Below are 24,450 nucleotides of genomic sequence, written 5' to 3'. Positions count from 1 at the left end.
ATTTATTGATAATTTAGTTAATTTAAAATATAATCCAAGTATGAACTTGTCATAAAGGGGGGAAGGAAACATGGAAACGAGGCAACAATGGGGAACGAGAGCTGGATTTATTTTCGCAGCGGTCGGATCTGCCGTTGGATTAGGAAACATATGGCGTTTTCCTTATACAGCGTATGAAAATGGCGGCGGGGCATTCTTTTTACCGTACTTATTTGCATTATTAACGACGGGTATTTCATTGTTAGCATTTGAGTTTGCTCTTGGTCATCGTCATCGTGGCTCAGCACCACTTACATTTTTCCGTATTAGCCCGCGTGCCGAATTTATTGGATGGTGGCAAATGTGCGTAACATTTATCGTTTCAACATATTATGCAGTGATTATTGCTTGGTCTATATCGTATACATACTTTGCAATTACTGGAGCATGGGGAAAAGACACGCAATCATTTTTATTTAAAGAGTACTTACATGTTGCAGATAAGCCAGGACAATTTGGAGGACTTGTACCGGAAGTATTAATTCCGTTAGCTCTCGTTTGGATTATTGTGCTTGGCGTTGCATTTAAAGGAGTTAAAAAAGGAATCGAAGTTGTTAACCGTATATTTATTCCTTTATTAGTTGTTATGTTCCTTATTATCGTCGTTCGTGCAGTGACGATGGAAGGTGCTATGCAAGGACTAGATGCATTCTTTAAACCAGATTGGAGTCGTATTTTTGATGGGAAAGTATGGCTTGCTGCTTATGGTCAAATATTCTTTAGTTTATCTTTAGCATTTGGAATTATGATTACGTATTCTAGTTATTTACCGAAAAACTCTGATACAACAAATAATGCCTTTATTACTGGATTCGCAAACTCAGGATTTGAATTATTAGCAGGTATTGGAGTCTTTGCAGCTCTTGGATTTATGGCAAATAATATGGGAGTACCGGTTGATAAAGTAGCAAGTGCTGGCGTTGGACTTGCGTTCGTAGTATTTCCGCAAATTATTAATGAGTTGCCGATGTCACCGTTGTTTGGTGTATTATTTTTCTTATCGTTAACGGTTGCTGGAATCACATCACTTATTTCACTTGCGGAAGTATGCTTTGCCGCTGTATCTGAAAAATTCAGTTTAAGTCGTGAAAAAACCATTGGAATTATGGGAACCCTTCTCGTGTTAGTTTCTCTTGTTTTTGCAACACGTGGTGGACTTATGTTCTTAGATGTTGTCGACTATTTCGCTAATAATTTCGGATTAATTACAATTGCACTTGCGGAAGTAGTTACGATAGGGCTCATTTTACGTCGTTTACCAGTTTATCAAAATCATGCAAACTTTGTATCTGATATTAAATTAGGAACGTTTTGGAGAGTGAGTTTACTCGTTATTACTCCGCTTATGTTAGGGTATATGCTAATTGATGGTACAATCCAAAATATTAAAAAGAACTATGGAGATTATCCGACTGAGTTTGTTGTAACGTATGGTTGGTCGATAGCAGCAGCATTCCTCATAGTTGCAATAATCATTGGTCTGAAAAAATGGGATGCACAAATTCATTCGGACTCTGCCAAACTTGAAAAAGAATGGAAAGATCGAGGTGTTTCATAATGAGTGGATCAGCGATTATGATGATGGTTATTGGAATCGTAGTCATTTGGGGAGGGCTTGCATTAAGTATTGCAAACTTATTTAAGAAAAAGGCATAAGTAAAAAACATCTGCACCAAAATGGTGCAGATGTTTTTTTATGAAAAAATTGTATTAGAAAAAAATTCAATAACCATACTACAACTACGAGGAAGAGTGAAGGGGTGAATGAAAGTTGGAACAAACGATTTATATTAAAATGCGCAATCGTTTAAAAGTTTCTCCTACTTATGAAGTAAAGCTGGGCGATGTTGCTCAACTTGCCGGAGATTCTTCCGTAGTTGAGTTGTTACAAAATGAGATAGTTTACAAAATAACAGCGCATGATAAGACGCATGTTGTAATTGATGTTATGAAAGTAATTGAGATTATTCAACAGAAAGCATCTCATGTACAAATTAATTTACTCGGTTCTGGACAAACTCTTGTTGAAATTATATACGAAAAAAAGAAGGCGCATCCAGTTTTTTTCGGGCTTGTATGGCTGTTACTTTTCATTGGAGCGGCCCTTGCGATCATTTATTTCCATGAAGATGTAAGTATGCAACAAGTACATCAACGGTTATATTACATGATTACTGGAGAATTTAATGCGCAACCACTTTTATTTCAAATTCCTTATTCTTTAGGTCTTGGCTTAGGGATGGTTTTATTCTTTAATCATGTATTTCAAAAGCGAATTAATGAAGAGCCAAGTCCGCTAGAAGTTGAGATGTTTCAATACCAACAGTCGCTTGATCAATATGTAATCGTTAATGAAAACAAGGATAATATGAAACAACTTGCCGATGATTGAGTCTGGATTTGTTATTTTAATTGGTTTAGCTGGAGGGATTGCGGTAGGTAGCGGGTATGTCGCATTTTTAGCTGTACTTGGTATAATCCCCCGTTTAGCTCAATTAACGAGAAGTGGAAAGCATATTCAATATTTTGAGTGGGCAGTCATTGCAGGTACTTTAACAGGGGCTTGGTGTAGTTTGAAAAACATTACATTTCAAACATCGCAATATTGGCTCGTTATATTAGGGATATTTTGTGGCACGTTCATTGGAATGCTTGCTGCGGCATTAACAGAGGTGTTAAATGTTCTACCTATTTTAGCGAAACGAGTAGGGGTAGAGGGGAAGATTGTTGTTTTACTCATTGCTATTGTACTTGGGAAAGTAATAGGATCGTTGTTTCACTGGATTTATTTCGTAAAGTAGGAGGCAGTATATAAATGACAAGTCAGAAATTGAAGGATGATTACATAAATAAAGTGAAGGAGTATCATCCAAAGCCAAACTATTTACTAAATTGTATCAAAGCATTTCTTGTAGGTGGACTCATTTGTACAGTTGGAGAAGTATTGATGAAATTTTATATACATTATTTTCACTTCAGTGAACAAGAGGCAGGAAACCCAACTGTTGCAACGCTTGTTTTATTATCCGCGATTTTAACAGGATGTGGTGTATATGATAAAATCGGTCAATTTGCTGGAGCAGGATCAGCGGTGCCGGTGACAGGATTTGCAAATTCTATGGCGAGCGCTGCCTTAGAGCATAAGAGTGAAGGGATTGTTCTAGGGATTGCTACAAATATGTTTAAACTGGCAGGAAGTGTAATTGTATTTGGGGTTGTTGGTGCATATATCATTGGGTTAATAAGGTATACCTTTAAAGTTTTTATGTCTTAAAGGAGGGGCTAGTATGAGGTTGACCGGAAAACAAACGTGGGTATTTCAAAATGATATATATGTGAATGCAACGGGTACTGCTGTCGGTCCGAAAGAAGCTGAGGGCCCTCTTGGAAAAGATTTTGATATTTCATACGATGACTTGCATTGTGGAGAGGAAAATTGGGAGCTCGCCGAACGAAGATTAATGTCAGACTCAATTCAACAAGCAGTGCAAAAAGGGAATATAAAAACATCGCAAATTGATTTCTTTTTAGCGGGAGATTTATTAAATCAAACAGTGACAGCAAATTATGTTGCGCGTAAGTGGGGCATTCCTTTTTTAGGAATGTTTAGCGCTTGTGCGACGTCTATGGAGACTTTAGCAGTTGGCTCAGCTTTTATAGACGGTGGATTTGCAAATCGTGTCTTAGCTACAGTAAGTAGTCATAATGCAACGGCTGAAAGACAATTTCGCTATCCAACAGAGTATGGTGGGCAAAAGCCAGGGACAGCAAATTCAACTGTGACTGGTGCAGGATCTATATTAATTAGCAATGAAAAAAGTGCGATTAAAATTACGGCGGCTACAATCGGAAAAGTGCAAGATTTAGGAATCACAAATCCTTTGGATATGGGGGCAGCGATGGCTCCAGCAGCAGCTCATACAATTCAACAGCATTTTGAAGATTTAAGAAGAAGTGCCGATGATTATGATTTAATTGTTACGGGTGATTTATCAGCTGTTGGGACGCCGATTGCAAAACAACTTTTACTTGAGGAAGGTTACGATCTTGGGCATATATACAATGATTGCGGATTGATGATTTATGAATCAAGTCAAGAAGAAGTGTTTGCAGGTGGTAGTGGTTGCGCTTGTTCAGCAGTTGTCACATATGGCCATTTATTACACGAGATGCAAAAAGGGAATTTACAACGAATTTTTGTCGTTGCCACTGGCGCATTATTAAGCCCGATGATGATGCAACAGAAAGAAACGATTCCAACAATTGCACATGGTGTCGTATTTGAAAGAGTTAAAGGAGAGTGAATTGTGGATTTTATATATGCATTTCTTGTAGGTGGAGCTATTTGTGTAATTGGGCAACTATTGTTAGATTTCGCAAAGTTAACACCAGCTCATTTAATGGCAACTTTTGTAGTCATCGGAGCAATTTTAGATGGATTTGGATTGTACGATAAACTAATAAAGTTTGCAGGTGCTGGAGCAACAGTCCCTATTACAAGTTTTGGACATTCACTATTGCACGGAGCAATGCATGCAGCAGAAAAACATGGATATTTAGGAATTGGTATTGGCATGTTTAGTTTAACGTCTGCGGGCATTTCCGCAGCGATATTGTTTTCGTTTTTTATAGCACTTATATGTAAACCGAAAGGATAAATCAAATGAGACGAAGGGTTGTTTTGGTCACAGATGGAGATGAATATGCAAAGCGGACAATTGAGCTTTTAACAAAGGAATTTGGGGGAAGGTGTATTTCAGCATCACAAAGTAATCCAACCAAATTGACAGGGAAAAAAGTTGTTGAGCTTATTATGCAAACGCCATATGACCCTGTATTTGTCATGTTTGATGACAGTGGATTTATTGGAGAAGGATCTGGTGAGAAGGCTTTAAAATATGTGGCTACCCATAAACAAATTGATGTGCTCGGAATTTTAGCAGTAGCGTCTAATACGCATCATTGGGAATGGGCACGTGTAGATGTAAGTGTAGATCGGAATGGGAATTTAACCGAATACGGTGTTGATAAATTTGGACTTCCAGATGGTGAAATTGGCAGGATTAGTGGAGATACAATATATTGCTTAGACGATTTAAATGTTCCTGTCATTGTTGGAGTTGGTGATATTGGTAAAATGTGCGGGAATGATGAATGGGAGAGAGGGTCACCTATTACTAGAAAAGCGATTCAATTAATTTTGGAAAGGAGTGGTTTTTATGACGAAGCCTAAAAAGGTGGATATCCCTATATCAACTTTCATAAGTGACAATGAAAATTATTTAAAGCAGACAGTTGGACTAGGCGTTACATACGATGTTGGCATTCGTAAATTTCAAATTTTGAATAAAGAAATTGGTGTGTTATTTGTAAACGGACTTTGTGATACAAATTATATTATCCCTATTTTAGAAGAAGCGGTGGATACAAATGAGATAAGGGATGTAGAAGAAGATACAGTGAAGCTTTTAGAGAATCGCTTAATCCATCAACAAGTAAGCAAAGTGAAAACGATGGATGAGGTAATGCTCCAAGTATTATCAGGACTCATTGTGATATTTGTGGAAGGTGAAACGGAAGCGTTCGCGATCGATGTTCGTAGTTATCCAGGGCGAACACCGACAGAACCAGATACCGAAAAGGTAGTACGCGGTGCGAGGGATGGGTTTGTTGAAAATATCGTTGTAAATACAGCATTAATTCGTAGAAGAATTCGAGATCCACGTCTTCGAAATGAAATTATTCGAGTAGGAGATAGATCACAAACGGATATTTGTATTACATACGTTCAAGATGTTGCAAATCCAGACTTAGTAAAGATTATAAAACAAGAATTAAATAACATCGATGTAGATGGAATTACGATGGCGGATAAAACAGTAGAAGAATTTGTTGTAAAGCAAAGCTATAACCCATTCCCACTTATTCGATATACAGAAAGGCCAGATGTAGCAGCAAATCATCTACTAGAAGGGCATGTGTTAGTGCTCGTTGACACATCACCAAGTGCTATGATTACACCGACAACATATTTTCATCATTTACAGCATGCGGAAGAATTTAGACAAAATCCAGCTGTCGGTACATTTTTACGCTGGGTGCGCTTTTTAGGTGTTATATTCTCGTTATTTTTATTACCATTTTGGCTAGTGTTTGTATTTGATCCAACTCTTTTGCCAGCAAATCTTGCTTTTATTGGACCGACTAAGATGACGCATTTACCAATTTTATTACAGGTGTTAATGGCAGAGGTCGGACTTGAGTTTTTAAGGATGGCAGCCATTCATACTCCAACGCCGTTATCGTCTGCAGCAGGGTTGATTTCCGCTATATTAATTGGTCAAATTGCAATTGATGTAGGTTTGTTTGTGCCAGAAGTAATTTTGTATGTAGCGGTTTCGATGATTGGTGCATATGCAACACCGAGTTATGAATTAGGATTAGGGAATAAGGTTGGGAAATTGTTTGTTATTATTTTAACAGGTCTCTTCCATGAGATGGGATTTGTAATTGGTATGACGATATTAATTTTATTTTTAACGTCTATAAAAAGTTTACAAACACCTTATTTATGGCCGTTTTTACCATTTGATTGGGGCGCGTTAACAAAAATTTTACTCCGTCCAACAATGTCTAGTTTAAAAGTACGACCAAGTATTGTAAGACCTCAAAATGTAAAAAGACAAAAATAAACGGGATTATACACCCGTTTATTTTTTTTAGCAAAAATTTATTGTTTTTTAACAAAAATCACACATTTTTTGTGTACACTTAGAGTAGATATTGTGTATGGAAGGGGAAGAGGACATGATTAAATTATTTGTAAGTGATTTAGATGACACGCTCGTTTACGATGTGAATCATATGCAAAAAGAAGATGAACGTGCGCTGTGTTGGTTAGCTGAGAAAGGGACAAATATTTGTTTTGCCTCTGGCCGCTTTACACATAGAATTGATGAAGTTGTAAAAAGGTTTTCATTCCCATATTACACAACAGGCTTAAATGGAGCGACAATGTTACTTCCGGATGGGGATTTATTCCATGAATCGAGTTTTGAAAATACGGTTGCCCAGGAAATATATCGATATATACATAAAAAAGGACTAGCGGATATTGTTTGTGCAAATGAGCAGCGATATACAAAAAGGAAAAATGAACAACACCATAATTTTGAAGCGTATATGGGTGTGCATATCGCTGAAATTGAAGCGTTAGAAGAAGAGTTTGGTAAGACTGTGCACCCTGCAAAATTGTTTGTTTTTGGAGAAGAAGAGAAAATTGTGACGTTAGATCAAGAGCTACGAGATACGTTTCAAGGCGAAGCGGAAGTTTTTATATCAGGTAAACGCTATGTTGATATTATGCCAAGAGGCGTGAGTAAGGGTAGTGCTCTAAAGCGACTAATGGACCATTTGCAAATTGAAGCAAATGAAGTTGCTTGTATTGGAGATTCTTTCAATGATATTTCTATGTTTGAAGTAACCCCGCATTCATTTACTCTTCATCATGCCCATCCATATGTAAAGGAGAAAGCAAATCATATAGTGCGTTCGGTTGAAGAGGCTGTTATGAAATTACCGTTACTTGTATAAAAAAGAAGCCCGTCACTGGCGGGCTTCTTTTTTACTTGAATAAAGATTTAACAAAATCAATGATACTTGAGAAGAAATCTTTCACTTTATCTAGAAAACTTTGTCCTTCTTCAGATCCTAAAAAGGCAGAAACGTGTTCTTTTGCTTTGTTTAATTGACTACCAACTTGATTCCAATCGATATTAAGATTTTTCATTTTATCAAATAACGATACTAAGTTATCTAACTGTTCATCTGTTAATGTAATGCCTAATTGATCAGCAATTTTTTTAATTAATGAACGTAAATCTTCTGTTGTTTTTGGCTGTTCTTTTGCAATTTCTTCTTTAATTTTTGCAACAAGTTGAACTGCTTTTTCTTCACCAATTTTATCACCAAGCTGGGCTGTTTGTACCATTTCTTCATTCGCTACTTTTTTAACTTCTTCAGGAATTTGTTTATTGGACGCAGTTTCATATGCTTTCATTAATCCAGTTAAAGCTGCAGTTCCTGAAACTTTAAAAGGTGCGTTAATTTGAATTTCTGCATCTTTTACACCTGCTGTAATCAAAGCGTTAGTGTACATTGCATCTGTTACCCAGTTAATGTTCTTTGATCGTACAATAAGACCAGATCCTGGTTTAGTGTATGTAATCATAGAAGAAGAAATTGCTCTCGTACCAATTTGTGCTTTTGGAACAATGCCTTCTAGAAATTTATGTTCTTCCGCATTAGATACAGTAATAATTGTAGCATCTTTCGGTGCTTTCATTTCTTTTAACAGATCTTGTTTTTGTTGTTCGGATAAGTTCTCTCCTAGTGTAACAATTGATTCTCCCTCGATGATGTCTGCAAATGAAGCTGTTGGCATCATAAATACCGTTACAGCTAATAGCAGAGCTAATAATTTCGTTCTCACGAAAAATCGCTCCCTTTCTCTTTCTAAAATTTTCGGGCAACAAAGTTATTATAGTATATATTTCTTATTTGTCACCTAGCTTTTTCCACATTTCAAAAAAGAAGTATCTAGATTGTCGGATTCTTTTTGTTTCTAGTCATGAATGTGGTAATATAGTGCTGAGATAGTTGAAAGGAGACATATACATATGAAAACTTTAGGATACATATTAATGGAAAACGGTGAAAAAATCGACTTGGAATTTTTCCCAGAAGAAGCACCGAAAACAGTAGAAAACTTTAAAAAATTAGCAGAGCAAGGATTTTATGATGGTGTTACATTCCACCGTGTTATTCCTGGCTTCGTAAGCCAAGGTGGAGACCCAACAGGTACAGGTGCAGGTGGCCCAGGTTACTCTATTCCATGTGAAACTGATGGAAACCCTCATAGACACCTTGTCGGATCACTTTCTATGGCTCATGCTGGCCGTAACACAGGCGGTAGCCAATTCTTTGTTGTTCATGAGCCACAGCCACATTTAGATGGCGTTCATACTGTATTTGGTAAAGCAACAAGCGGTATTGAAACAGTATTAAAAATGCGTCAAGGCGATGTAATGAAAGAAGTTAAAGTTTGGGAAGAATAAGGTAAGGGAAAAGAGAGCTTTTGCTCTCTTTTTTTACTTTTAAATGGGACGGGGTACTTCTTCTGCAGCTCATCATACAAGTAGTATTGTTGCTAAAATATATTGCTTGTGAGAACAAACCTTTAACAAATTACATAGAATACATTACATTATATGTTTCAATAAATATTTTTTGTTATATTAATTTTGCTAGAAGTGTGCTGCTTTAGGGTAACTATTAATGAAGTGATATTGAATGATATGTTTCTTTCCATTCCATATAAAATTTTCTTTTTTTAACTCTATTTATTAAAGGAATAGTGCTGAAACATAGATTTGACTTTCTTCTTTTCGCTTTGTATGATTATCAAGTTGTTTTAGGCTCTTCTCACTCTGTTGAAAATATTGTAAAATGAATATGATATGAAAAGAGTGATTGAGGGGATTACTAGTTTGTAACTTTTGTAAGAAGGGATAAGGGTTATGTTAATTCGTTTTAAAAAAAGTTATGAAAAAATTGCAATGGGGCTTCTTTCGTTTATGCCAACTGAAAAAGATGTGAAAACATTACAATTGACAATGAAAGAATATGAAGCAAAAGATGATTGGCAATTGTATTTGTGGAAAGAGAATGAAGATTTTGTTGGAATAATGGGGATTGTAAAAAAAGAGAATCAAGTATTAGAAATTCAGCATTTGAGTGTCAACCCATCTCACCGTCATGTAGGGATTGGGACAAAGATGGTTCAAGAGTTAAAGAGTAAATTTCTTGAGTTTACAATTTGCGGAAATGAGCAAACAGCAAGTTTTTGCGAAAAATGTAAAGGGCTAGAACAAAATATACATTCGTGAAAGCAGGGATAAGTAGTTTATTATCTCTGCTTTCTTTTTTGTAATTGTTCATTTCGTTCAGTAATGACTTCTGTGCGATCACGCATAGTATGCTTGTTTATAATATATTCACTTGGGATAGCATTCAAATCTTTCCAAGGGAGGTTTTGTTTTTGACATAACTCTGTGCACTGCTTCTCTAACGATGGATCTGATAAGGGTAAAAATAAAGGTACAAAACGTTCTTTTTTATGGATAGATTGCAATCTTTCATTGAGCAAGGAAAGAAGTTGTACTTGATTAATTCCTAAACGTTGTAAAGACACACCGCTTTTTTCTAAAATTGTGATTGCGCTTTTCATCATTTTTGTAGAACCATTCCAGTTATCACGTCTTTGGTGGTATAAAGAAACTGCAATTTGAATGAGACCAACTAAGTAATGATCACGATTTCCTCGTGGTTTTGTCTTCCAGTACTCTTCTAGTATTTCGTGGCATTCAAAATAGTCGTAATCTCCTTGGAAATGAATTAAAAATTGTATGTATTCGGTAGGATACATGTTTTCTCGCCCCTATCTAACGGTTATACATATAAGTGTATCATAGAAATATGAACAATAAACGACTAGGAGATTTCCCCCTAGCCGTTATTGTTCATATTAGCAGAAGCAAGCTGCTCCTACAATAATTAGTAAAATAAACAGTACAACAAGTAATGCGAACCCACCGCTAAAACCACAATCAACGTGACCCATAGTTTTTTGACCTCCTACATTGTTCTTACTACACTGTTATCATATGAAGTGGTGGGCATGATGACATAGGCATCGGTCTATTTTTAATTAAATTTCTTAAAAAGGTTGGATAGAACATGAGTATGCTCTATACTTATGTTGTTATAGAAAAAATGTGGTGGGATGCTTTGTGCAATATAATTTTAAAGTAGAGGCTTTTGAAGGGCCTTTAGATCTATTGTTACATTTAATACATCGTTATGAAATTGATATATATAATATTCCTGTAGCAGATATTACAGAGCAATATTTATCTTATGTGCATACGATGAAAGAACTTCAATTAGATGTTGCAAGTGAGTATTTAGTAATGGCCGCAACGTTATTACAAATTAAAAGTAAAATGTTGTTGCCGAAACATGAAGAAGATGTACTTGATAACGGTGATGATTTTATAGATGATCCTCGTCAAGAATTGATGGAGAGGTTAATTGAATATAAGAAATATAAGCAAGTTGCTACTGAGTTAAAAGAAAGAGAACAAGAAAGAGCACAGCTATATACACGTCCACCAATTGACTTTACATCGTTGCAACAAGAAGAAGAGACAAGCTTGCCTCTTGATGTTACGTTATATGATATGCTAGCGGCATTTCAAAAATTAATGCGCCGTAAAAAGGCAAAAAAACCTGTAACAACACGTATTACTCGTCAAGAAATACCAATTGAACAGCGAATGACTGATATTTTAAAGCAGTTAAAAATAAAGGGTGGTCGCCAAAGTTTTTATGATTTATTTGTTGATGATGAACGTGAAATAATGGTCGTAACATTTTTAGCAGTTCTGGAACTTATGAAAAATCAACAAATCATAATTGAGCAAGAACATAATTTTGATGAAATTTTCGTATCAAGCTCTAATAAATCTGCATAGGGCAAGTATGTGAAATTGGGATAAAAACACTTTATCTCATGCTATGTTTTAATGTATCGTTTGGAACAAGAGAAAAAATATTGAACCGAACGCATTGATTGTGATTCGGTTTTTTGATGTGTATTTTTATGGGAAAATAGAAGGAAGGAGCTCGTGAAATGGATAGGAAAGAACAAAAGTCAATTATTGAAGGCCTTTTATTTGTTTCTGGTGATGAAGGGATTTATCCAGAACAAATAGCGAAAGTTCTTGAAATTGAAATGAATGAAGTAATGAATATTTTAGAAGAAATGCAACAAGAATGTGAAGGTGCAAACCGTGGTTTGCAAATTGTACAGTATGCAAAAGTATATCGTTTTGCTACAAAGAAAGAACATGCTTCATATTATCAAAAACTAATAGATACACCAACAGCTGCTTCGCTCTCACAAGCTGCCCTTGAAACGTTAGCGATTGTTGCATATCGTCAACCAATCACAAGGACTGAAATGGAAGAGATTAGAGGAGTTAAAACCGATAAGGCGTTACAAACGTTGGTTTCACATTTACTTATAAAAGAAATGGGAAGGGCGGAAGGACCAGGGCGTCCTATTTTATACGGAACAACAAAAGAATTTTTGGACACATTTGGATTGAAAACATTAGATGATTTACCGCCGCTTTCTGAAGAGAATGAACAAATGAATGAAGCAGATTTATTCTTCGGTTCCTTACAAGAGATATCGAAATAAAAGCTTAGCATTTTGCTAAGCTTTTTTTGTATATCAATTATTTACAGTGCCATACTAAATGAAAAAAGGAGACGAGTTATGAGAGGTATGCGGATTATTCTATTATTAGTTTCTGTTTTATTATGTTTTTCTTTAAATAGCGCATCAGCTAAAAGGTATATGATGTCCATTCATACTACGTCTCCTTTACATATGCATCGGCAACATCTTAGTAAAATGAAAGTGAGCTTTTTAAAAGTGGGGCAAGGTGATGCAACACTTATCATAATGCCAAACGGACAAACAATGTTAATTGATGGAGGACCTTATGAAGCAGGAGAGGTTATTATTCAGAAATTAATTGAGAAAGGGATTAATCATTTAGATGTAATTGTCAGTACGCATCCCGATATGGATCATATAGGGGGGCTAATTCCAATTGTAGAGCAAATGCCGGTATCGCTTATATTAGATAGCGGAAAAACATATAGTTCTCTTACTTATCATACATATCGGAATAATATTAAAAAAAGAGGGATACCTTTCGTTTCAGTAAAGGAAGGGCAATATATACCGCTGGATCCACATGTTTCTATACAAGTATTAAACAATGGGAAATCAAAAGATGAAAATAATGAATCCTCAATTGTTTTGAAGGTACGATATGGAAAAGCGGATTTTTTATTAATGGGTGACGCGGATGTACGGACAGAACATGAAATATTAAAACAATTTGATGTACATGCAGATGTTTTAAAAGTGGGGCATCACGGCTCGTATACTTCAACAAGTGAAACGTTTATAAAAAAAGTGGAACCGCAGTTTGCTATTCTGTCTTATGGGAGTAGTAATCCGTATGGACATCCTCACCAAAGTGTAGTAAAACGCTTAAAAAGGCACGGTATAATGGTATATAGAACGAATAAACGTACAGTAGAAATAGAAACAGATGGTGAACATGTTATGTTAGAGTCTAGTGGGTTAATGCCATTGTTGAAGTGACTTCTATATTAGGGGTGGATACTGTCCCTTTTTGGAAAAATGAATACTATATATTATAATTATAATTATAATGGACGTAAGAAATTTCCTTTTTTGTTGAATAAAAAGGAAATTTCATTAGAATGTATAGACAACTACTCGTGCATATATTAAGATGGAACTAGGCGAATAAGGTAATAATAACAAGTAGGTATTTCATGGGAAAGGATCGATGAAAATGAAAACGCAAATTGTCATCAATGCCAAAATTTACACAGGTCAAGAAATAGTGGAAAACGGATTTATTCGTTACGCAGAAACCATTAAAGAAATTGGTTTGATGGCTCAATATGTACCACAAGAAAATGAAACTGTTTTTGATGCTACAGGGAAGATTGTAATTCCAGGTATGATCGATGTTCATATTCATGGTGGATACGATATTGATGCGATGGATGCAAATAGCGATGGGTTAGTAACTCTAGGTAAAGAAATGTTAAAAGAAGGGGTTACAACTTACTTCCCAACAACAATGACACAAGCTCCAGAGGCAATTGAAGCAGCGCTAACTGCTGCGAAAGAAGCAAAAGAAAAAGGAGCACATTTCGAATATATTCACTTAGAAGGACCTTATGTTTCAAAGAAACGTGCAGGTGCACAACCACTTGAACATATCGTTCCTGCAAATATTGAGCAATTTAAACAATGGCAAGAAGCAAGTGGGAATTTAATTAAATTAGTAACATATGCACCAGAAGAAGAGGGAGCATTAGAGTTTGAACAATATCTTACTGAAACTGGTGTAGTTGGCACAATGGGGCATACAGATGCAATTGATGCGCAACTAAAAAATAGAAAGATTACACATGCGACACATTTATACAATCAAATGCGTGGATTACATCACCGTGAGCCAGGAGTTGTTGGTCATGTGTTATTAAATCCAGATGTAATGGTTGAAGTAATTACAGATGGTATTCATATTCACCCTGATATGGTGAAATTAGCATATAAGTTAAAAGGACCGAAAAAAGTAAGTGTTATTACTGACGCAATGCGCGCAAAAGGTCTTGAAGATGGATTATATGAGCTTGGCGGACAGCCGGTACATGTAAAAGATGGTAGTGCTCGATTAGAAGATGGAACGTTAGCTGGTAGTATTCTAAAAATGGATCAAGCTTTCCGAAATGTAATTGAATTTACAGGTTGTTCAATCGAAGATGCAGTACTGATGACATCAGTTAACCAAGCAGAAGAGTTTGGATTAAATAATAAAGGTGCATTAGCGGTAGGAAAAGATGCAGACTTTGTTGTGATGAATGAAGATTTACATGTATATGATACGGTTCGTTTAGGAATTCATATGAAGGAAGGGAAGTAATTAAATGAATATTCTTGTTGTAAAAACTCCAGAAGAACTAGCAGAAGCAGGTTATAAATTAATTGAAGAAGTTGTAAAAACAAAAGAAAATCCAACATTAGGAATGGCTACAGGAAGCTCTCCATTAGGTATTTATGCAGAAATGCGAAAAAATAAACTTGATACAAGCCGTGTAACCACTGTAAACTTAGATGAGTACGTAAATTTACCACATGAAGATAAAAACAGCTATCACTATTTCATGCAAGAACAGTTGTTTGATCATCTTCCATTTAAACAAACTTATGTACCAAACGGGATGGCAAGTGATTTAGAGGAAGAATGCAAACGTTACGAGGGCATTCTAGTTGCTAACCCAGTTGACCTACAGATTCTTGGAATCGGTGAAAACGGTCACATCGGATTTAACGAGCCAGGAACACCGTTTAATTCTCCAACGAACATTGTTGAATTAACAGAATCTACACGCCAAGCAAACCTTCGCTTCTTCGAAAAAGAAGAAGATGTGCCAACTCATGCGATTACAATGGGAATTGGAAGCATTATGAAAGCGAAACAAGTTCTACTTGTAGCTATGGGTGCTAAAAAGGCAGAAGCTGTTAAAGAATTATTGCAAGGTGAATATAGTGAAGAGTGTCCGGCTACAGTTTTACAACGTCATCCGAATGTAACCGTAATCGCAGATCAAGAAGCTCTATCTTTATGCAGTGAGGCGATTGCTGATGAACATCGACAAGTATTCACCATTTCCGATCTATTATCAGATTCAAGAGTGGGTGAAACAGCTAATTGAGGACGGCGAATGGAAGCCGGGAGATAAAATCCCATCTGAGAATGAACTTTGTGATAAGTTCGAAGTGAGTCGTATGACAATCAGACAGGCGATTAATAATTTAGTGGAACAAGGCTATTTATATCGGAAGCGTGGAATTGGAACATTTGTCCAACTTCCGAAAGTGGAACAAAAATTGCAAGGAATGACGGGATTCACAGAAGACATGATTTCTCGTGGGATGAACCCAAGTAGTCAATTACTTAGTTTCCGCCTAGTTCCAGCTACTGCTAAAATAGCAGACCGGTTGAGAATACAGGAGGGGGAATCGGTTTATGAAGTGAGGCGTATTCGCTTAGCTGATGATGAACCGATTGCTTTTGAGACGACATATTTGTCGCCAGCTCTTGTAAAAGATATTAACGAAGAGATATTGCAACAATCTTTATATGAACATTTAGAGAAAAAACTGGGCTTTAAACTTGTTAGCGCTACTCAGTCAATTGAAGCTTCTGTTGCAACGGAAAATGAAGCTGAACATCTGCATATTCCTAAAAAGGCGCCTGTACTTGTAATGCGTCAATGGTCATATTCAGAAGGTGAGATACCGCTAGAGTACGTGAAATGTATTTATCGTGGAGATCGTTATAAATTTATTACGAATATTGCACGTAACAAATAGTATATTTCAGTTTGTGAAGTACAGTGGAAATGAAAATGGATAACATGTAAAGAAATAAAAATACGACTCATCCTTATAAGGAATGAGTCGTATTTTTATTATGAGCAATTACGTGGTTAACAGCATCTTTGACGTGATTTACTACATAGTGAGCGTGTTTTTTCACTGCATCATCGGCTTGCGACATAGCAAAACTGTGAGGAGTTAAAGAAAACATAGGAATATCATTGTAAGAATCCCCTATACAAGCAATTTCCTCAGGTTTTATTTGAAACTCATTTAATAAAACAGAAATGGCAGAGCCTTTACTAACATTCGGTGGCATTACATCTAAACATTGTTCTGCTGAGATGAAAGTACTAACTTTCCCGTGGAATTTTTCATCAATTTTTTTCTGAAGGAGTTGTAAGCTCTCCTTTGTTCCACCGACAGAAATTTTATTTGGGAAAATTGTATCATCAATCTTCTGTAGTAAGTTTGGTTCTTCAACAGAAGTCATTGTTACTTGTTGTTCAAGTTCTTGAATAAAAGGTGTTTTCTCTTCAATGTAATAATTATGCTCATCACTTACATAACGGAAATAAGGATTTTCATTCGTCATAGCTAACAAATCGGGAAGTATGCTGGAATCAAAAGTTGCAGATAATAGTTGTTTATTTTCATGTGTATATACAAAAACACCATTTACACTAATACGATGAAAATTTGTATTTACAGCTTTCATTAAGTCTGCAATTTCATTATCAAGTCTTCCGGAAGCGAAGCAAAGAATAACATTTTGCTCGGCGAGGCTGCGTAGTGCCGCAACATCTTGCTCATCAATAAGACCTCCGTGTTGCATCATTGTACCATCGATATCACTTACAAACATTTTAATCATGTTGTTATCTCCTTTCTATGTACAGTTGCTCTTACATTATACGCATCATATATAAACATGTCTAAAAAATGAATTTTTATTAAATGGCAGATGTTTTACATTGACGACAAAGAAGAATATTCTGTAACATAAAAGTAGGCTATTTAAGTACGAGGGTGGTGTTATATGAATAATTATCTAGAAATTAAAAAAGTTTTAAATAATAATGTCATCATTGCTAGCCATCCTGAACACGAGGAAGTAGTAGTGATTGGTAAAGGAATTGGATTTGGGAAAAAAGCGAAAGATGTATTGGAGCAAGAACAAATCGAAAAAATGTTTGTCTTAAAAAATGAACGTGATCGTGAACAATATAAATTATTAGTGCCGCATGTTAGTGAAAAATTAATTGAATTGATGAACGATATTATGCTGTACATTCAAGAAAAAGCAAAATCTCCACTAAATGAACATATTCATATTGCGTTAACAGATCATATTTCATTTGCAATTAAAAGGTTAAAACAAGGACTTACAATTGATAATCCTTTTTTAGTTGAAACAAAAATGCTGTATCCAGAGGAATATGAAATTGCTGAAGGTGTTGTAGAACTTTTAAATTCTCGTTTGCAAATTACATTGCCAGAAGGAGAAATTGGTTTTATTGCACTTCACATTTACAGTTCGCTTACAAATTCTGATTTATCTTCAGTTAATCAAAACTCCCGTCTCATTGCACAACTTGTATCTTTAATTGAGACAAACTTACAAATTACATTAGATCAAGAGAGCATTCATTATTTACGCCTTATTCGTCATCTTCAATATGCTATTGAGAGGGTGAAAAAAGGAGAAAAAGTAGAGGAATCGCAAAGTTTTGCTGATTTATTAAAGGCGGAGTATCCAGTTTGCTATAACGTGGCTTGGAAGCTAGTTAAGGTCATGCAAAAAGAGTTGCAACTACCTGTATATGAAGCTGAAAGTATTTATTTAACGATGCACTTGCAACGCTTAGTAAAGGCAGAGCATGTGTAAAAAGTCATATATTTTTGTCTAAAATGAAAACGTTAAAAAAAATGATTGAATCGCTTACAATAGTTATGTATAATAACTATTGCAAAGTTATACAAATTTCGACAAACAGATTAAGGAGAGTAACGAAAACGTTTGCCTTAATTATAGTGAACTTATACGTAAACCTATTTTTGACACGTGTTACTGATTCGATCAGGCATGAGTGGAGAAAAGTAAGGAATGTAAGCTAGAGAAAGGGATATACTACCCTTTGTATAGCTATCGTTCTATCTTTTTTTCCTCATGTCTTTTTGGCGTTTGTCGGAAGGTATCAATATAGATAAGAGAGGAAGGGTTTCCATGTTTAAGAAGATCTTTGGTGTTCTTCAAAAAGTCGGAAAAGCGTTAATGCTTCCAGTAGCGATTTTACCGGCGGCAGGTATTTTACTTGGATTTGGTAATGCATTTCAAAATCCACAGTTAACAAATGTTATTCCTGCTTTAAAAGCAGATTGGTTCGTAATGGTTGCAAAAATTATGGAACAATCTGGTGATATTATTTTCGCTAACCTTGCATTATTATTCGCAGTTGGGGTAGCAATTGGTTTAGCTGGTGGAGACGGAGTAGCTGGTTTAGCAGCATTCGTCGGCTACTTAATTATGAACAAAACGATGAGTGTGTTCTTAGAAGTAGATAAGCTAGTGAAAGTAACAAGTTCTGGAGCAGACCCAGTAAAAATTGGATTTGCAGATCCAGCGTATGCAAACGTATTAGGTATTCCGACGCTACAAACAGGGGTATTTGGTGGTATTATCGTCGGTATAGTAGCGGCATATTGCTATAATAAATACTTCAACATTGAATTACCATCATACTTAGGTTTCTTTGCAGGTAAGCGTTTCGTACCGATCGCAACTGCAACATTCTCTTTAATAGTAGGTATTATCATGTGCTTCGTTTGGCCATACATTCAAGGTGGCTTAAACACGTTCTCACATCAAATGATTGATGCGAATAGAACAATCGCAGCATTTATATTCGGTTTAATTGAACGTTCATTAATTCCATTTGGACTACACCACATTTTTTATTCACCGTTCTGGTTCGAATTCGGTCAGTATACAAATGCAGCTGGCGAATTAATCCGTGGTGACCAAAAAATCTTTATGGCACAGTTAAAAGACGGTGTAGAATTAACGGCAGGTACATTTACAACTGGTAAGTATCCGTTCATGATGTTCGGTCTTCCAGCAGCAGCTTTAGCAATGTATCATGAAGCACGTCCAGAAAATAAAAAATTAGCAGCAGGTATTTTAGGTTCTGCAGCATTAACATCTTTCTTAACAGGTATTACAGAGCCACTTGAATTTTCATTCTTATTCGTAGCGCCAGTATTATTCGGAATTCATGCTGTATTTGCTGGTCTATCATTTATGACAATGCAAATTTTAGGTGTTAAAATTGGTATGACATTCTCTGGTGGTTTAATTGACTTCCTATTATTCGGTGTACTACCAGGCCGTACAGCATGGTGGTGGGTAATTATTGTTGGTCTTGTACTAGCAGTTATTTACTACTTCGGATTCCGCTTTGCAATCCGTAAATGGAATCTAAAAACACCTGGTCGTGAAGAGGCAAATGCGAATGACGGTGCAGGAAAAGCAGAAGCAGGCGAACTTCCTCGTGAAGTATTAGTAGCACTTGGTGGTAAAGAAAACATTGCTTCTTTAGATGCTTGTATTACTCGTTTACGTGTTCAAGTTAACGAACAAAAGAATGTAAACAAAGACCGCTTAAAAGAACTTGGAGCAGCTGGTGTACTTGAAGTTGGAAATAACATTCAAGCTATTTTCGGACCGAAATCTGACACGTTAAAATCACAAATTCATGATATTATGTCAGGTCGTACACCTCATGCTGAAAAAGAAGAACCTGTAAAAGTGGAAGAAACTCCTCAAAAAGTTGATGAAAATGAAACAATTGTATCACCAATTGAAGGGAAAATCTTACCAATTACAGAAGTACCTGACCAAGTATTCTCAGGAAAAATGATGGGAGATGGATTTGCAATTGAGCCAACTGAAGGAACAGTAGTTTCTCCAGTTAACGGTGAGATCGTTAATGTATTCCCTACAAAACATGCGATTGGTATTCAATCTGAAGGCGGAAAAGAAATTTTGATCCACTTCGGTATTGATACTGTAAAATTAAATGGTGAAGGTTTTGAAGCGCTTGTAGCACAAGGCGACAAGGTGAAACAAGGCCAACCATTATTAAAAGTAGATCTTGCATTTGTAAAAGAAAATGCACCATCTATCATTACACCAATTGTCTTTACAAACTTACAACAAGGGCAACAAGTCGAATTGAAAAAAGATGGAAATGTTAAGAAGGGCGAAACCGCTATTATTGACATTCAGTAGGAATTTGACGCAAAATGTTTATAATTATAATAGGCGATGTGGTTGACCGAACATCGCCTATTATATACAATAGATGATGTAGTACTCACGTCTATACAACTAAAAAATACTGTAATTTAAAGGAGATAAATTATCATGGAAAAAATCTTTAAAGTAACTAGCGACTCAGGAATTCATGCTCGTCCAGCAACTCTACTTGTAAACACTGCAAGCAAATTCGGTTCTGACATTAACTTAGAGTATAACGGAAAGAACGTTAACTTAAAATCAATTATGGGCGTAATGTCTTTAGGTATTCAACAAAACGCAGAAATTAAAATCACTGCAAATGGTGATGATGCAGCTCAAGCACTAGCAGCTATCGAAGAAACTATGAAAAACGAAGGATTAGGAGAATAATGACTCTTAACATTCAAGGGATCGCTGCATCAAGTGGGATTGCTATTGCAAAGGCTTTCAGACTTGAAAATCCTGAATTTAACATCGAAAAGAAATCAATTACAAACGAAGCTGCAGAAATTGCACGCTTAGACGCTGCGCTTGAGAAAGCAAAAACTGAATTAGAAGCTATTAAAGACCACGCATTTGCTGAGCTAGGAGCTGACAAAGCTGCGATCTTTGAAGCACATTTATTAGTGTTAAATGATCCAGAACTAGTAAACCCAGTAAAAGATAAAGTGAATAGCGAAAAAGTAAATGCTGAATTTGCAATGGATGAAGTTGCATCAATGTTTATTTCTATGTTTGAAAACATGGATAACGAATATATGAAAGAACGTGCTGCAGACATTCGTGACGTAACAAAACGCGTTCTTGCACATTTACTAGGAATTAACTTCTCAAATCCTGGTACAATTTCTGAAGAGGTAATCATCATTGCTGAAGATTTAACACCATCTGATACAGCTCAGCTAAACCGTAAGTATGCAAAAGGTTTCACTACTGATATCGGTGGACGTACATCTCACTCTGCAATTATGGCTCGTTCTATGGAAATTCCAGCTGTTGTTGGTACAAAAGTTGTTATGGAGAAAATCCAAAACGGCGATATCGTTATCATTGACGGTTTAGATGGAGAAGTAATTGTAAACCCATCAGAAGAAACTCTTCGTTCGTTTGAAGAAAAGAAAGCGAAATTTGAAGAGCAAAAAATTGAATGGGCAAAATTAAAAGACCAAGCTACTGTAACAAGTGATGGACATCACGTTGAGCTTGTTGCAAATATCGGAACACCAAATGATGTACAAGGTATTATCGATAATGGTGGAGAAGGCGTTGGTTTATACCGTACAGAATTCTTATACATGGGCCGTGACAATCTTCCAACAGAAGAAGAGCAGTTCGAAGCGTATAAAGCAGTTCTTGAAGGTGTAAAAGAAGGTCAACCAGTCGTTGTTCGTACACTTGACATCGGTGGAGATAAAGAGCTTCCATACTTACATTTACCAAAAGAAATGAACCCATTCTTAGGATACCGTGCAATTCGCTTATGTCTTGATGAGCAAGATGTGTTCCGTACACAACTTCGTGCATTACTTCGTGCTAGCGTATACGGCAACTTAAAAATTATGTTCCCAATGATTGCAACTCTTGATGAGTTCCGTCAAGCGAAAGCGATTTTATTAGAAGAGAAAGCGAAACTTGTAGAAGCGGGTACAACTGTTTCTGATTCTATTGAAGTTGGTATGATGGTTGAAATCCCAGCTTCAGCAGTATTAGCAGATCAATTCGCGAAAGAAGTTGATTTCTTCTCTATTGGAACGAATGATTTAATCCAATACACAATGGCTGCAGACCGTATGAACGAACAAGTATCATACTTATACCAACCATATAACCCATCTATTTTACGTCTTGTAAAAATGGTTATCGATGCTGCTCATAAAGAAGGCAAATGGGCTGGCATGTGTGGTGAGATGGCGGGAGATTCACTTGCTATCCCATTATTATTAGGATTAGGTTTAGATGAGTTCAGTATGAGTGCAACATCTATTCTTCCTGCAAGAACACAACTAAGCAAGTTGTCAAAAGCAGAAATGGAAACATTAGCAGAAAAAGCATTAATGATGTCAACTGCTGAAGAAGTTGTTGAACTAGTTAAAAGCATATAATTAATAAAAAAACCTGAGTCGATTTGAAATCGGTCTCAGGTTTTTTCTATGAGAAAAGTAAATCTTGTTTTCTTACTATAGAGGATAAGACACAGAACTAGATAGCGATAGCAACGATATCAGTTGGGCATACACGTAAAATACCATTAAAAGTATTACGTTGACGGTGCTTATCATCTTTGTTGTCGTCTTTATTATCTTTATCATTATTGTTACGAGCTAAAGCGGAGAAAAGAGCAACACCGTTAGCGAAACCTTCAAAAATTACATCGTTGAAAGATCCGATACCTTTAATGCTTAAAAGAGAAAGCTCTGTTCCAACTGAAATGCTAGCAAGTACGTTACATACAGCTGGTTGTTGTGGTTTTACCTCTCTCTCTTTCTCGCGATGGTCACGATGGTCGCACTCTCTTTCACGATGATGACAGTCTCTAAAGTTATCACAGCATCCAAATGATCCAAACATAATCCTCATCACCCCCTTCACACTTATAATCTATGTAAGTTCGGTAGTTAGTGACTGGACAGAGAGTGGAATTTTTTCTAGGGGATTTTCTCATTTTAAATGACTAGCTGGGTGTTTAGTATGGAATGATGTTTAAAATAGGGGTAATATAACAAAAAAATGTAAAAACCACCAAAATAAACGAAATGGGTAGCCTTTACACTTTTTTACTTTTATATAAAACGATGATATATACAGGAAGAGCTAGGAGTAGTGGTACGATGGATCGTGCAGTATGTTTTTCTGATTCTAATTGAAATGCTTCTTCTTTTGGGAATTGTAAAATGGAGATGTTTGCGGCATCACCAATAAAATATAGAAGCAGTACAGTTACTATGTAACATAAAAGTGCGATCAAGCTTCCGTATGAACTCAATGAAAATCCCTCTCTTGTTATCTATTTGTTATCATTGTATCACAATTGTAATAAAAACACACGGGTATATTTCAATACCTTAACAAAATTCGACACAAAACGTCACGTTTGTTTATGATAAAGGAATAGAATATACTTTTCTATAAGTATAAATGTCGAATGATTTGTAGTAATATTACAAAAGTATGACAGGAAATAAAAAACGAAGGTAATGTAGTTACCTTCGTTTTTTATTATTTTGCCCACTCACTCACTTGCTCTACGCTCATACGTGGTGCAGGGTGACCTTTTAAAGTTGATTCACCAATTGTAATAAGCATAATTGGAACGTAACGAGATGAAACGTTAAATTCGTCTGTCAGTGCTTGTGGATTGAAGCCACCAATAGCACAAGTATCCCAACCAGTTGCTTTAGCTGCAAGCATAAGTTGCATTGCTGCTAAAGATGCATTTGAAAAGGCAGCATCTCTCGGGAATTGTTCACGAGCATATGCAGATTCAATATTTTTAGCTAAGCGTTCTTTTGCTTCTTCTTTCATAAATCCTTGTTCTACAATTGGACCATATACTGGCTCAACATTTTTATAAGCTTCTAAATCACCTAAAATAGCGACTACTGCAGAAGCATCAAGAATTTGTTGTTGGTTATAAGCTATTGGGTGTAATCGTTTTTGTACATCTTCACCTTGAAAAACAAGGAATTTCCAGTGTTGTAAGTTCCAAGCGGAAGGTGCTTGTGCTGCGGCTTTTAAAATCTCATGCAATTCTGTAGATGAGATTTCTTTATTTGGGTTGAATGCACGTGTAGATGTGCGTTCATATAAAACGTTAAAAAAGTTGTCGTTTGTCATTATATATCCTCCAAATTGTATATAAAATTATCAAGAAAACGCAATGTATATTACTTACATTTTGTAAGTTTTCGAATTTAAGAATATAATATCTTTATTTTAATTGTCAAGTTTTAAGAAATAAGCTAGGGCATTCATACAAACGATATAA

At 35.9% G+C, this 24,450-nt stretch carries 29 protein-coding genes; 22 read left to right on the top strand and 7 right to left on the bottom strand.

The window, feature by feature from the left end; translation table 11 throughout:
- Positions 1-70: 70 nt before the first annotated feature.
- The 10 genes from DN403_RS18900 (at position 71) to DN403_RS18855 (ending at position 7,632) form a co-directional block, all read left to right on the top strand.
- Complete coding sequence (locus tag DN403_RS18900; RefSeq protein ID WP_000450088.1) at positions 71-1,597, top strand: sodium-dependent transporter; 1,527 nt, start codon at positions 71-73, stop codon at positions 1,595-1,597.
- Positions 1,597-1,695, top strand: coding sequence for a methionine/alanine import family NSS transporter small subunit (locus DN403_RS18895; RefSeq protein WP_000016826.1), 99 nt, complete (start codon positions 1,597-1,599; stop codon positions 1,693-1,695). Before DN403_RS18900 ends, DN403_RS18895 begins: the two co-directional genes overlap by 1 nt.
- Positions 1,696-1,810: 115 nt before the next feature.
- Entirely contained in the window at positions 1,811-2,431 is a 621-nt protein-coding gene (locus DN403_RS18890) for a stage V sporulation protein AA (protein WP_000438368.1), read from the top strand.
- A complete protein-coding gene (gene spoVAB / locus DN403_RS18885) occupies positions 2,424-2,840 on the top strand; it encodes a stage V sporulation protein SpoVAB (protein ID WP_000572938.1) in 417 nt (138 codons plus the stop codon). Before DN403_RS18890 ends, spoVAB begins: the two co-directional genes overlap by 8 nt.
- Before the next feature lie 14 nt (positions 2,841-2,854).
- Positions 2,855-3,313, top strand: coding sequence for a stage V sporulation protein AC (gene spoVAC, locus DN403_RS18880; protein ID WP_000203809.1), 459 nt, complete (start codon positions 2,855-2,857; stop codon positions 3,311-3,313).
- 13 nt (positions 3,314-3,326) lie between these two features.
- A complete protein-coding gene (gene spoVAD / locus DN403_RS18875; RefSeq protein WP_001241139.1) occupies positions 3,327-4,343 on the top strand; it encodes a stage V sporulation protein AD in 1,017 nt (338 codons plus the stop codon).
- Between the two features lie 3 nt (positions 4,344-4,346).
- Positions 4,347-4,697 carry a stage V sporulation protein AE gene (gene spoVAE, locus DN403_RS18870; protein WP_000345907.1) on the top strand — a complete coding sequence of 117 codons (351 nt, stop codon included), beginning with the start codon at positions 4,347-4,349 and terminating at the stop codon, positions 4,695-4,697.
- Between the two features lie 5 nt (positions 4,698-4,702).
- Positions 4,703-5,272, top strand: a complete 570-nt coding sequence (spoVAEA, locus tag DN403_RS18865; RefSeq protein WP_001254416.1) for a stage V sporulation protein SpoVABEA — start codon at positions 4,703-4,705, stop codon at positions 5,270-5,272.
- Positions 5,259-6,731 carry a spore germination protein SpoVAF gene (spoVAF, locus tag DN403_RS18860; RefSeq protein ID WP_000165593.1) on the top strand — a complete coding sequence of 491 codons (1,473 nt, stop codon included), beginning with the start codon at positions 5,259-5,261 and terminating at the stop codon, positions 6,729-6,731. The genes spoVAEA and spoVAF overlap by 14 nt, the downstream gene beginning before the upstream one ends.
- A gap of 97 nt (positions 6,732-6,828) precedes the next feature.
- Entirely contained in the window at positions 6,829-7,632 is an 804-nt protein-coding gene (locus DN403_RS18855; protein WP_002082221.1) for a Cof-type HAD-IIB family hydrolase, read from the top strand.
- A 31-nt stretch (positions 7,633-7,663) separates the two neighbouring features.
- Here DN403_RS18855 and DN403_RS18850 read toward each other — a convergent pair whose 3' ends face one another.
- Positions 7,664-8,530: a DUF1002 domain-containing protein gene (locus DN403_RS18850; protein WP_001259343.1), complete on the bottom strand. Its 867-nt coding sequence runs from the start codon at positions 8,528-8,530 to the stop codon at positions 7,664-7,666.
- A gap of 187 nt (positions 8,531-8,717) precedes the next feature.
- Between DN403_RS18850 and DN403_RS18845 the strand changes: the two genes are divergently transcribed.
- Positions 8,718-9,155 (top strand): peptidylprolyl isomerase, encoded by a 438-nt coding sequence (locus DN403_RS18845; protein WP_000853784.1) that lies wholly within the window; start codon positions 8,718-8,720, stop codon positions 9,153-9,155.
- A 462-nt stretch (positions 9,156-9,617) separates the two neighbouring features.
- A complete protein-coding gene (gene ribT / locus DN403_RS18840) occupies positions 9,618-9,986 on the top strand; it encodes a GNAT family N-acetyltransferase RibT (protein WP_000908401.1) in 369 nt (122 codons plus the stop codon).
- Positions 9,987-10,006: 20 nt separating this feature from the next.
- On the opposite strand, the gene DN403_RS18835 is transcribed toward ribT, so the two are convergent.
- Both DN403_RS18835 and DN403_RS18830 read right to left on the bottom strand, forming a co-directional pair.
- Positions 10,007-10,525: a DUF309 domain-containing protein gene (locus DN403_RS18835; protein ID WP_000283612.1), complete on the bottom strand. Its 519-nt coding sequence runs from the start codon at positions 10,523-10,525 to the stop codon at positions 10,007-10,009.
- A 99-nt stretch (positions 10,526-10,624) separates the two neighbouring features.
- Entirely contained in the window at positions 10,625-10,720 is a 96-nt protein-coding gene (locus DN403_RS18830; RefSeq protein ID WP_000510194.1) for a YjcZ family sporulation protein, read from the bottom strand.
- Between the two features lie 169 nt (positions 10,721-10,889).
- Here DN403_RS18830 and scpA point away from each other — a divergent pair, with 169 nt between their 5' ends.
- The 6 genes from scpA (at position 10,890) to DN403_RS18795 (ending at position 16,159) form a co-directional block, all read left to right on the top strand.
- Positions 10,890-11,633, top strand: coding sequence for a segregation/condensation protein A (gene scpA / locus DN403_RS18825; protein WP_001199753.1), 744 nt, complete (start codon positions 10,890-10,892; stop codon positions 11,631-11,633).
- Between the two features lie 158 nt (positions 11,634-11,791).
- Entirely contained in the window at positions 11,792-12,364 is a 573-nt protein-coding gene (gene scpB, locus DN403_RS18815) for a segregation/condensation protein ScpB (protein WP_000375173.1), read from the top strand.
- A 78-nt stretch (positions 12,365-12,442) separates the two neighbouring features.
- Positions 12,443-13,345 (top strand): ComEC/Rec2 family competence protein, encoded by a 903-nt coding sequence (locus tag DN403_RS18810; protein WP_001214828.1) that lies wholly within the window; start codon positions 12,443-12,445, stop codon positions 13,343-13,345.
- A 217-nt stretch (positions 13,346-13,562) separates the two neighbouring features.
- On the top strand, positions 13,563-14,705 hold the full coding sequence (gene nagA, locus DN403_RS18805; protein ID WP_002082222.1) for an N-acetylglucosamine-6-phosphate deacetylase: 1,143 nt from the start codon (positions 13,563-13,565) through the stop codon (positions 14,703-14,705).
- Positions 14,706-14,709: 4 nt separating this feature from the next.
- Positions 14,710-15,498 carry a glucosamine-6-phosphate deaminase gene (gene nagB / locus DN403_RS18800; protein WP_001024209.1) on the top strand — a complete coding sequence of 263 codons (789 nt, stop codon included), beginning with the start codon at positions 14,710-14,712 and terminating at the stop codon, positions 15,496-15,498.
- Positions 15,428-16,159, top strand: coding sequence for a GntR family transcriptional regulator (locus DN403_RS18795; RefSeq protein WP_014894892.1), 732 nt, complete (start codon positions 15,428-15,430; stop codon positions 16,157-16,159). The genes nagB and DN403_RS18795 overlap by 71 nt, the downstream gene beginning before the upstream one ends.
- Positions 16,160-16,232: 73 nt before the next feature.
- Here DN403_RS18795 and DN403_RS18790 read toward each other — a convergent pair whose 3' ends face one another.
- Entirely contained in the window at positions 16,233-17,039 is an 807-nt protein-coding gene (locus tag DN403_RS18790) for a Cof-type HAD-IIB family hydrolase (protein ID WP_000594250.1), read from the bottom strand.
- Between the two features lie 165 nt (positions 17,040-17,204).
- Here DN403_RS18790 and glcT point away from each other — a divergent pair, with 165 nt between their 5' ends.
- From glcT to ptsP, 4 genes are all read left to right on the top strand, one after another.
- Positions 17,205-18,053, top strand: coding sequence for a glucose PTS transporter transcription antiterminator GlcT (gene glcT, locus DN403_RS18785; RefSeq protein ID WP_001067323.1), 849 nt, complete (start codon positions 17,205-17,207; stop codon positions 18,051-18,053).
- A gap of 339 nt (positions 18,054-18,392) precedes the next feature.
- Positions 18,393-20,456 carry a PTS glucose transporter subunit IIABC gene (gene ptsG, locus DN403_RS18780; RefSeq protein WP_000473175.1) on the top strand — a complete coding sequence of 688 codons (2,064 nt, stop codon included), beginning with the start codon at positions 18,393-18,395 and terminating at the stop codon, positions 20,454-20,456.
- Between the two features lie 135 nt (positions 20,457-20,591).
- On the top strand, positions 20,592-20,855 hold the full coding sequence (ptsH, locus tag DN403_RS18775; RefSeq protein WP_000411080.1) for a phosphocarrier protein HPr: 264 nt from the start codon (positions 20,592-20,594) through the stop codon (positions 20,853-20,855).
- Complete coding sequence (gene ptsP, locus DN403_RS18770) at positions 20,855-22,567, top strand: phosphoenolpyruvate--protein phosphotransferase (protein WP_000174211.1); 1,713 nt, start codon at positions 20,855-20,857, stop codon at positions 22,565-22,567. The genes ptsH and ptsP overlap by 1 nt, the downstream gene beginning before the upstream one ends.
- A gap of 97 nt (positions 22,568-22,664) precedes the next feature.
- Here the strand turns inward: ptsP and DN403_RS18765 are convergent, their stop codons facing one another.
- The 3 genes from DN403_RS18765 to DN403_RS18755 form a co-directional block, all read right to left on the bottom strand.
- Positions 22,665-23,033: a DUF3915 domain-containing protein gene (locus DN403_RS18765; protein ID WP_000468030.1), complete on the bottom strand. Its 369-nt coding sequence runs from the start codon at positions 23,031-23,033 to the stop codon at positions 22,665-22,667.
- A gap of 196 nt (positions 23,034-23,229) precedes the next feature.
- Entirely contained in the window at positions 23,230-23,448 is a 219-nt protein-coding gene (locus tag DN403_RS18760; RefSeq protein WP_000100493.1) for a hypothetical protein, read from the bottom strand.
- Positions 23,449-23,681: 233 nt separating this feature from the next.
- Positions 23,682-24,299: a nitroreductase family protein gene (locus DN403_RS18755; RefSeq protein ID WP_000180387.1), complete on the bottom strand. Its 618-nt coding sequence runs from the start codon at positions 24,297-24,299 to the stop codon at positions 23,682-23,684.
- Positions 24,300-24,450: the final 151 nt, after the last annotated feature.

It is taken from the genome of Bacillus sp. AY2-1, from assembly GCF_008368965.1.
GTDB classification, from domain to species: domain Bacteria; phylum Bacillota; class Bacilli; order Bacillales; family Bacillaceae_G; genus Bacillus_A; species Bacillus_A thuringiensis_S.
The sequence above is the reverse complement of the archived record's forward strand: the minus strand, read 5'-3'. Positions and strand labels throughout refer to the sequence as shown.

Coding starts and splice junctions, on each gene's coding strand:
- DN403_RS18900 (WP_000450088.1), top strand. CDS start 71: ATGGAAACGAGGCAACAATGGGGAACGAGAGCTGGATTTATTTTCGCA.
- DN403_RS18895 (WP_000016826.1), top strand. CDS start 1,597: ATGAGTGGATCAGCGATTATGATGATGGTTATTGGAATCGTAGTCATT.
- spoVAB (WP_000572938.1), top strand. CDS start 2,424: ATGATTGAGTCTGGATTTGTTATTTTAATTGGTTTAGCTGGAGGGATT.
- spoVAC (WP_000203809.1), top strand. CDS start 2,855: ATGACAAGTCAGAAATTGAAGGATGATTACATAAATAAAGTGAAGGAG.
- spoVAD (WP_001241139.1), top strand. CDS start 3,327: ATGAGGTTGACCGGAAAACAAACGTGGGTATTTCAAAATGATATATAT.
- spoVAEA (WP_001254416.1), top strand. CDS start 4,703: ATGAGACGAAGGGTTGTTTTGGTCACAGATGGAGATGAATATGCAAAG.
- spoVAF (WP_000165593.1), top strand. CDS start 5,259: ATGACGAAGCCTAAAAAGGTGGATATCCCTATATCAACTTTCATAAGT.
- DN403_RS18855 (WP_002082221.1), top strand. CDS start 6,829: ATGGAAGGGGAAGAGGACATGATTAAATTATTTGTAAGTGATTTAGAT.
- DN403_RS18845 (WP_000853784.1), top strand. CDS start 8,718: ATGAAAACTTTAGGATACATATTAATGGAAAACGGTGAAAAAATCGAC.
- ribT (WP_000908401.1), top strand. CDS start 9,618: ATGTTAATTCGTTTTAAAAAAAGTTATGAAAAAATTGCAATGGGGCTT.
- DN403_RS18835 (WP_000283612.1), bottom strand. CDS start 10,525: ATGTATCCTACCGAATACATACAATTTTTAATTCATTTCCAAGGAGAT.
- DN403_RS18830 (WP_000510194.1), bottom strand. CDS start 10,720: ATGGGTCACGTTGATTGTGGTTTTAGCGGTGGGTTCGCATTACTTGTT.
- scpB (WP_000375173.1), top strand. CDS start 11,792: ATGGATAGGAAAGAACAAAAGTCAATTATTGAAGGCCTTTTATTTGTT.
- DN403_RS18810 (WP_001214828.1), top strand. CDS start 12,443: ATGAGAGGTATGCGGATTATTCTATTATTAGTTTCTGTTTTATTATGT.
- nagA (WP_002082222.1), top strand. CDS start 13,563: ATGAAAACGCAAATTGTCATCAATGCCAAAATTTACACAGGTCAAGAA.
- nagB (WP_001024209.1), top strand. CDS start 14,710: ATGAATATTCTTGTTGTAAAAACTCCAGAAGAACTAGCAGAAGCAGGT.
- DN403_RS18795 (WP_014894892.1), top strand. CDS start 15,428: ATGAACATCGACAAGTATTCACCATTTCCGATCTATTATCAGATTCAA.
- DN403_RS18790 (WP_000594250.1), bottom strand. CDS start 17,039: ATGATTAAAATGTTTGTAAGTGATATCGATGGTACAATGATGCAACAC.
- glcT (WP_001067323.1), top strand. CDS start 17,205: ATGAATAATTATCTAGAAATTAAAAAAGTTTTAAATAATAATGTCATC.
- ptsG (WP_000473175.1), top strand. CDS start 18,393: ATGTTTAAGAAGATCTTTGGTGTTCTTCAAAAAGTCGGAAAAGCGTTA.
- ptsH (WP_000411080.1), top strand. CDS start 20,592: ATGGAAAAAATCTTTAAAGTAACTAGCGACTCAGGAATTCATGCTCGT.
- ptsP (WP_000174211.1), top strand. CDS start 20,855: ATGACTCTTAACATTCAAGGGATCGCTGCATCAAGTGGGATTGCTATT.
- DN403_RS18765 (WP_000468030.1), bottom strand. CDS start 23,033: ATGTTTGGATCATTTGGATGCTGTGATAACTTTAGAGACTGTCATCAT.
- DN403_RS18755 (WP_000180387.1), bottom strand. CDS start 24,299: ATGACAAACGACAACTTTTTTAACGTTTTATATGAACGCACATCTACA.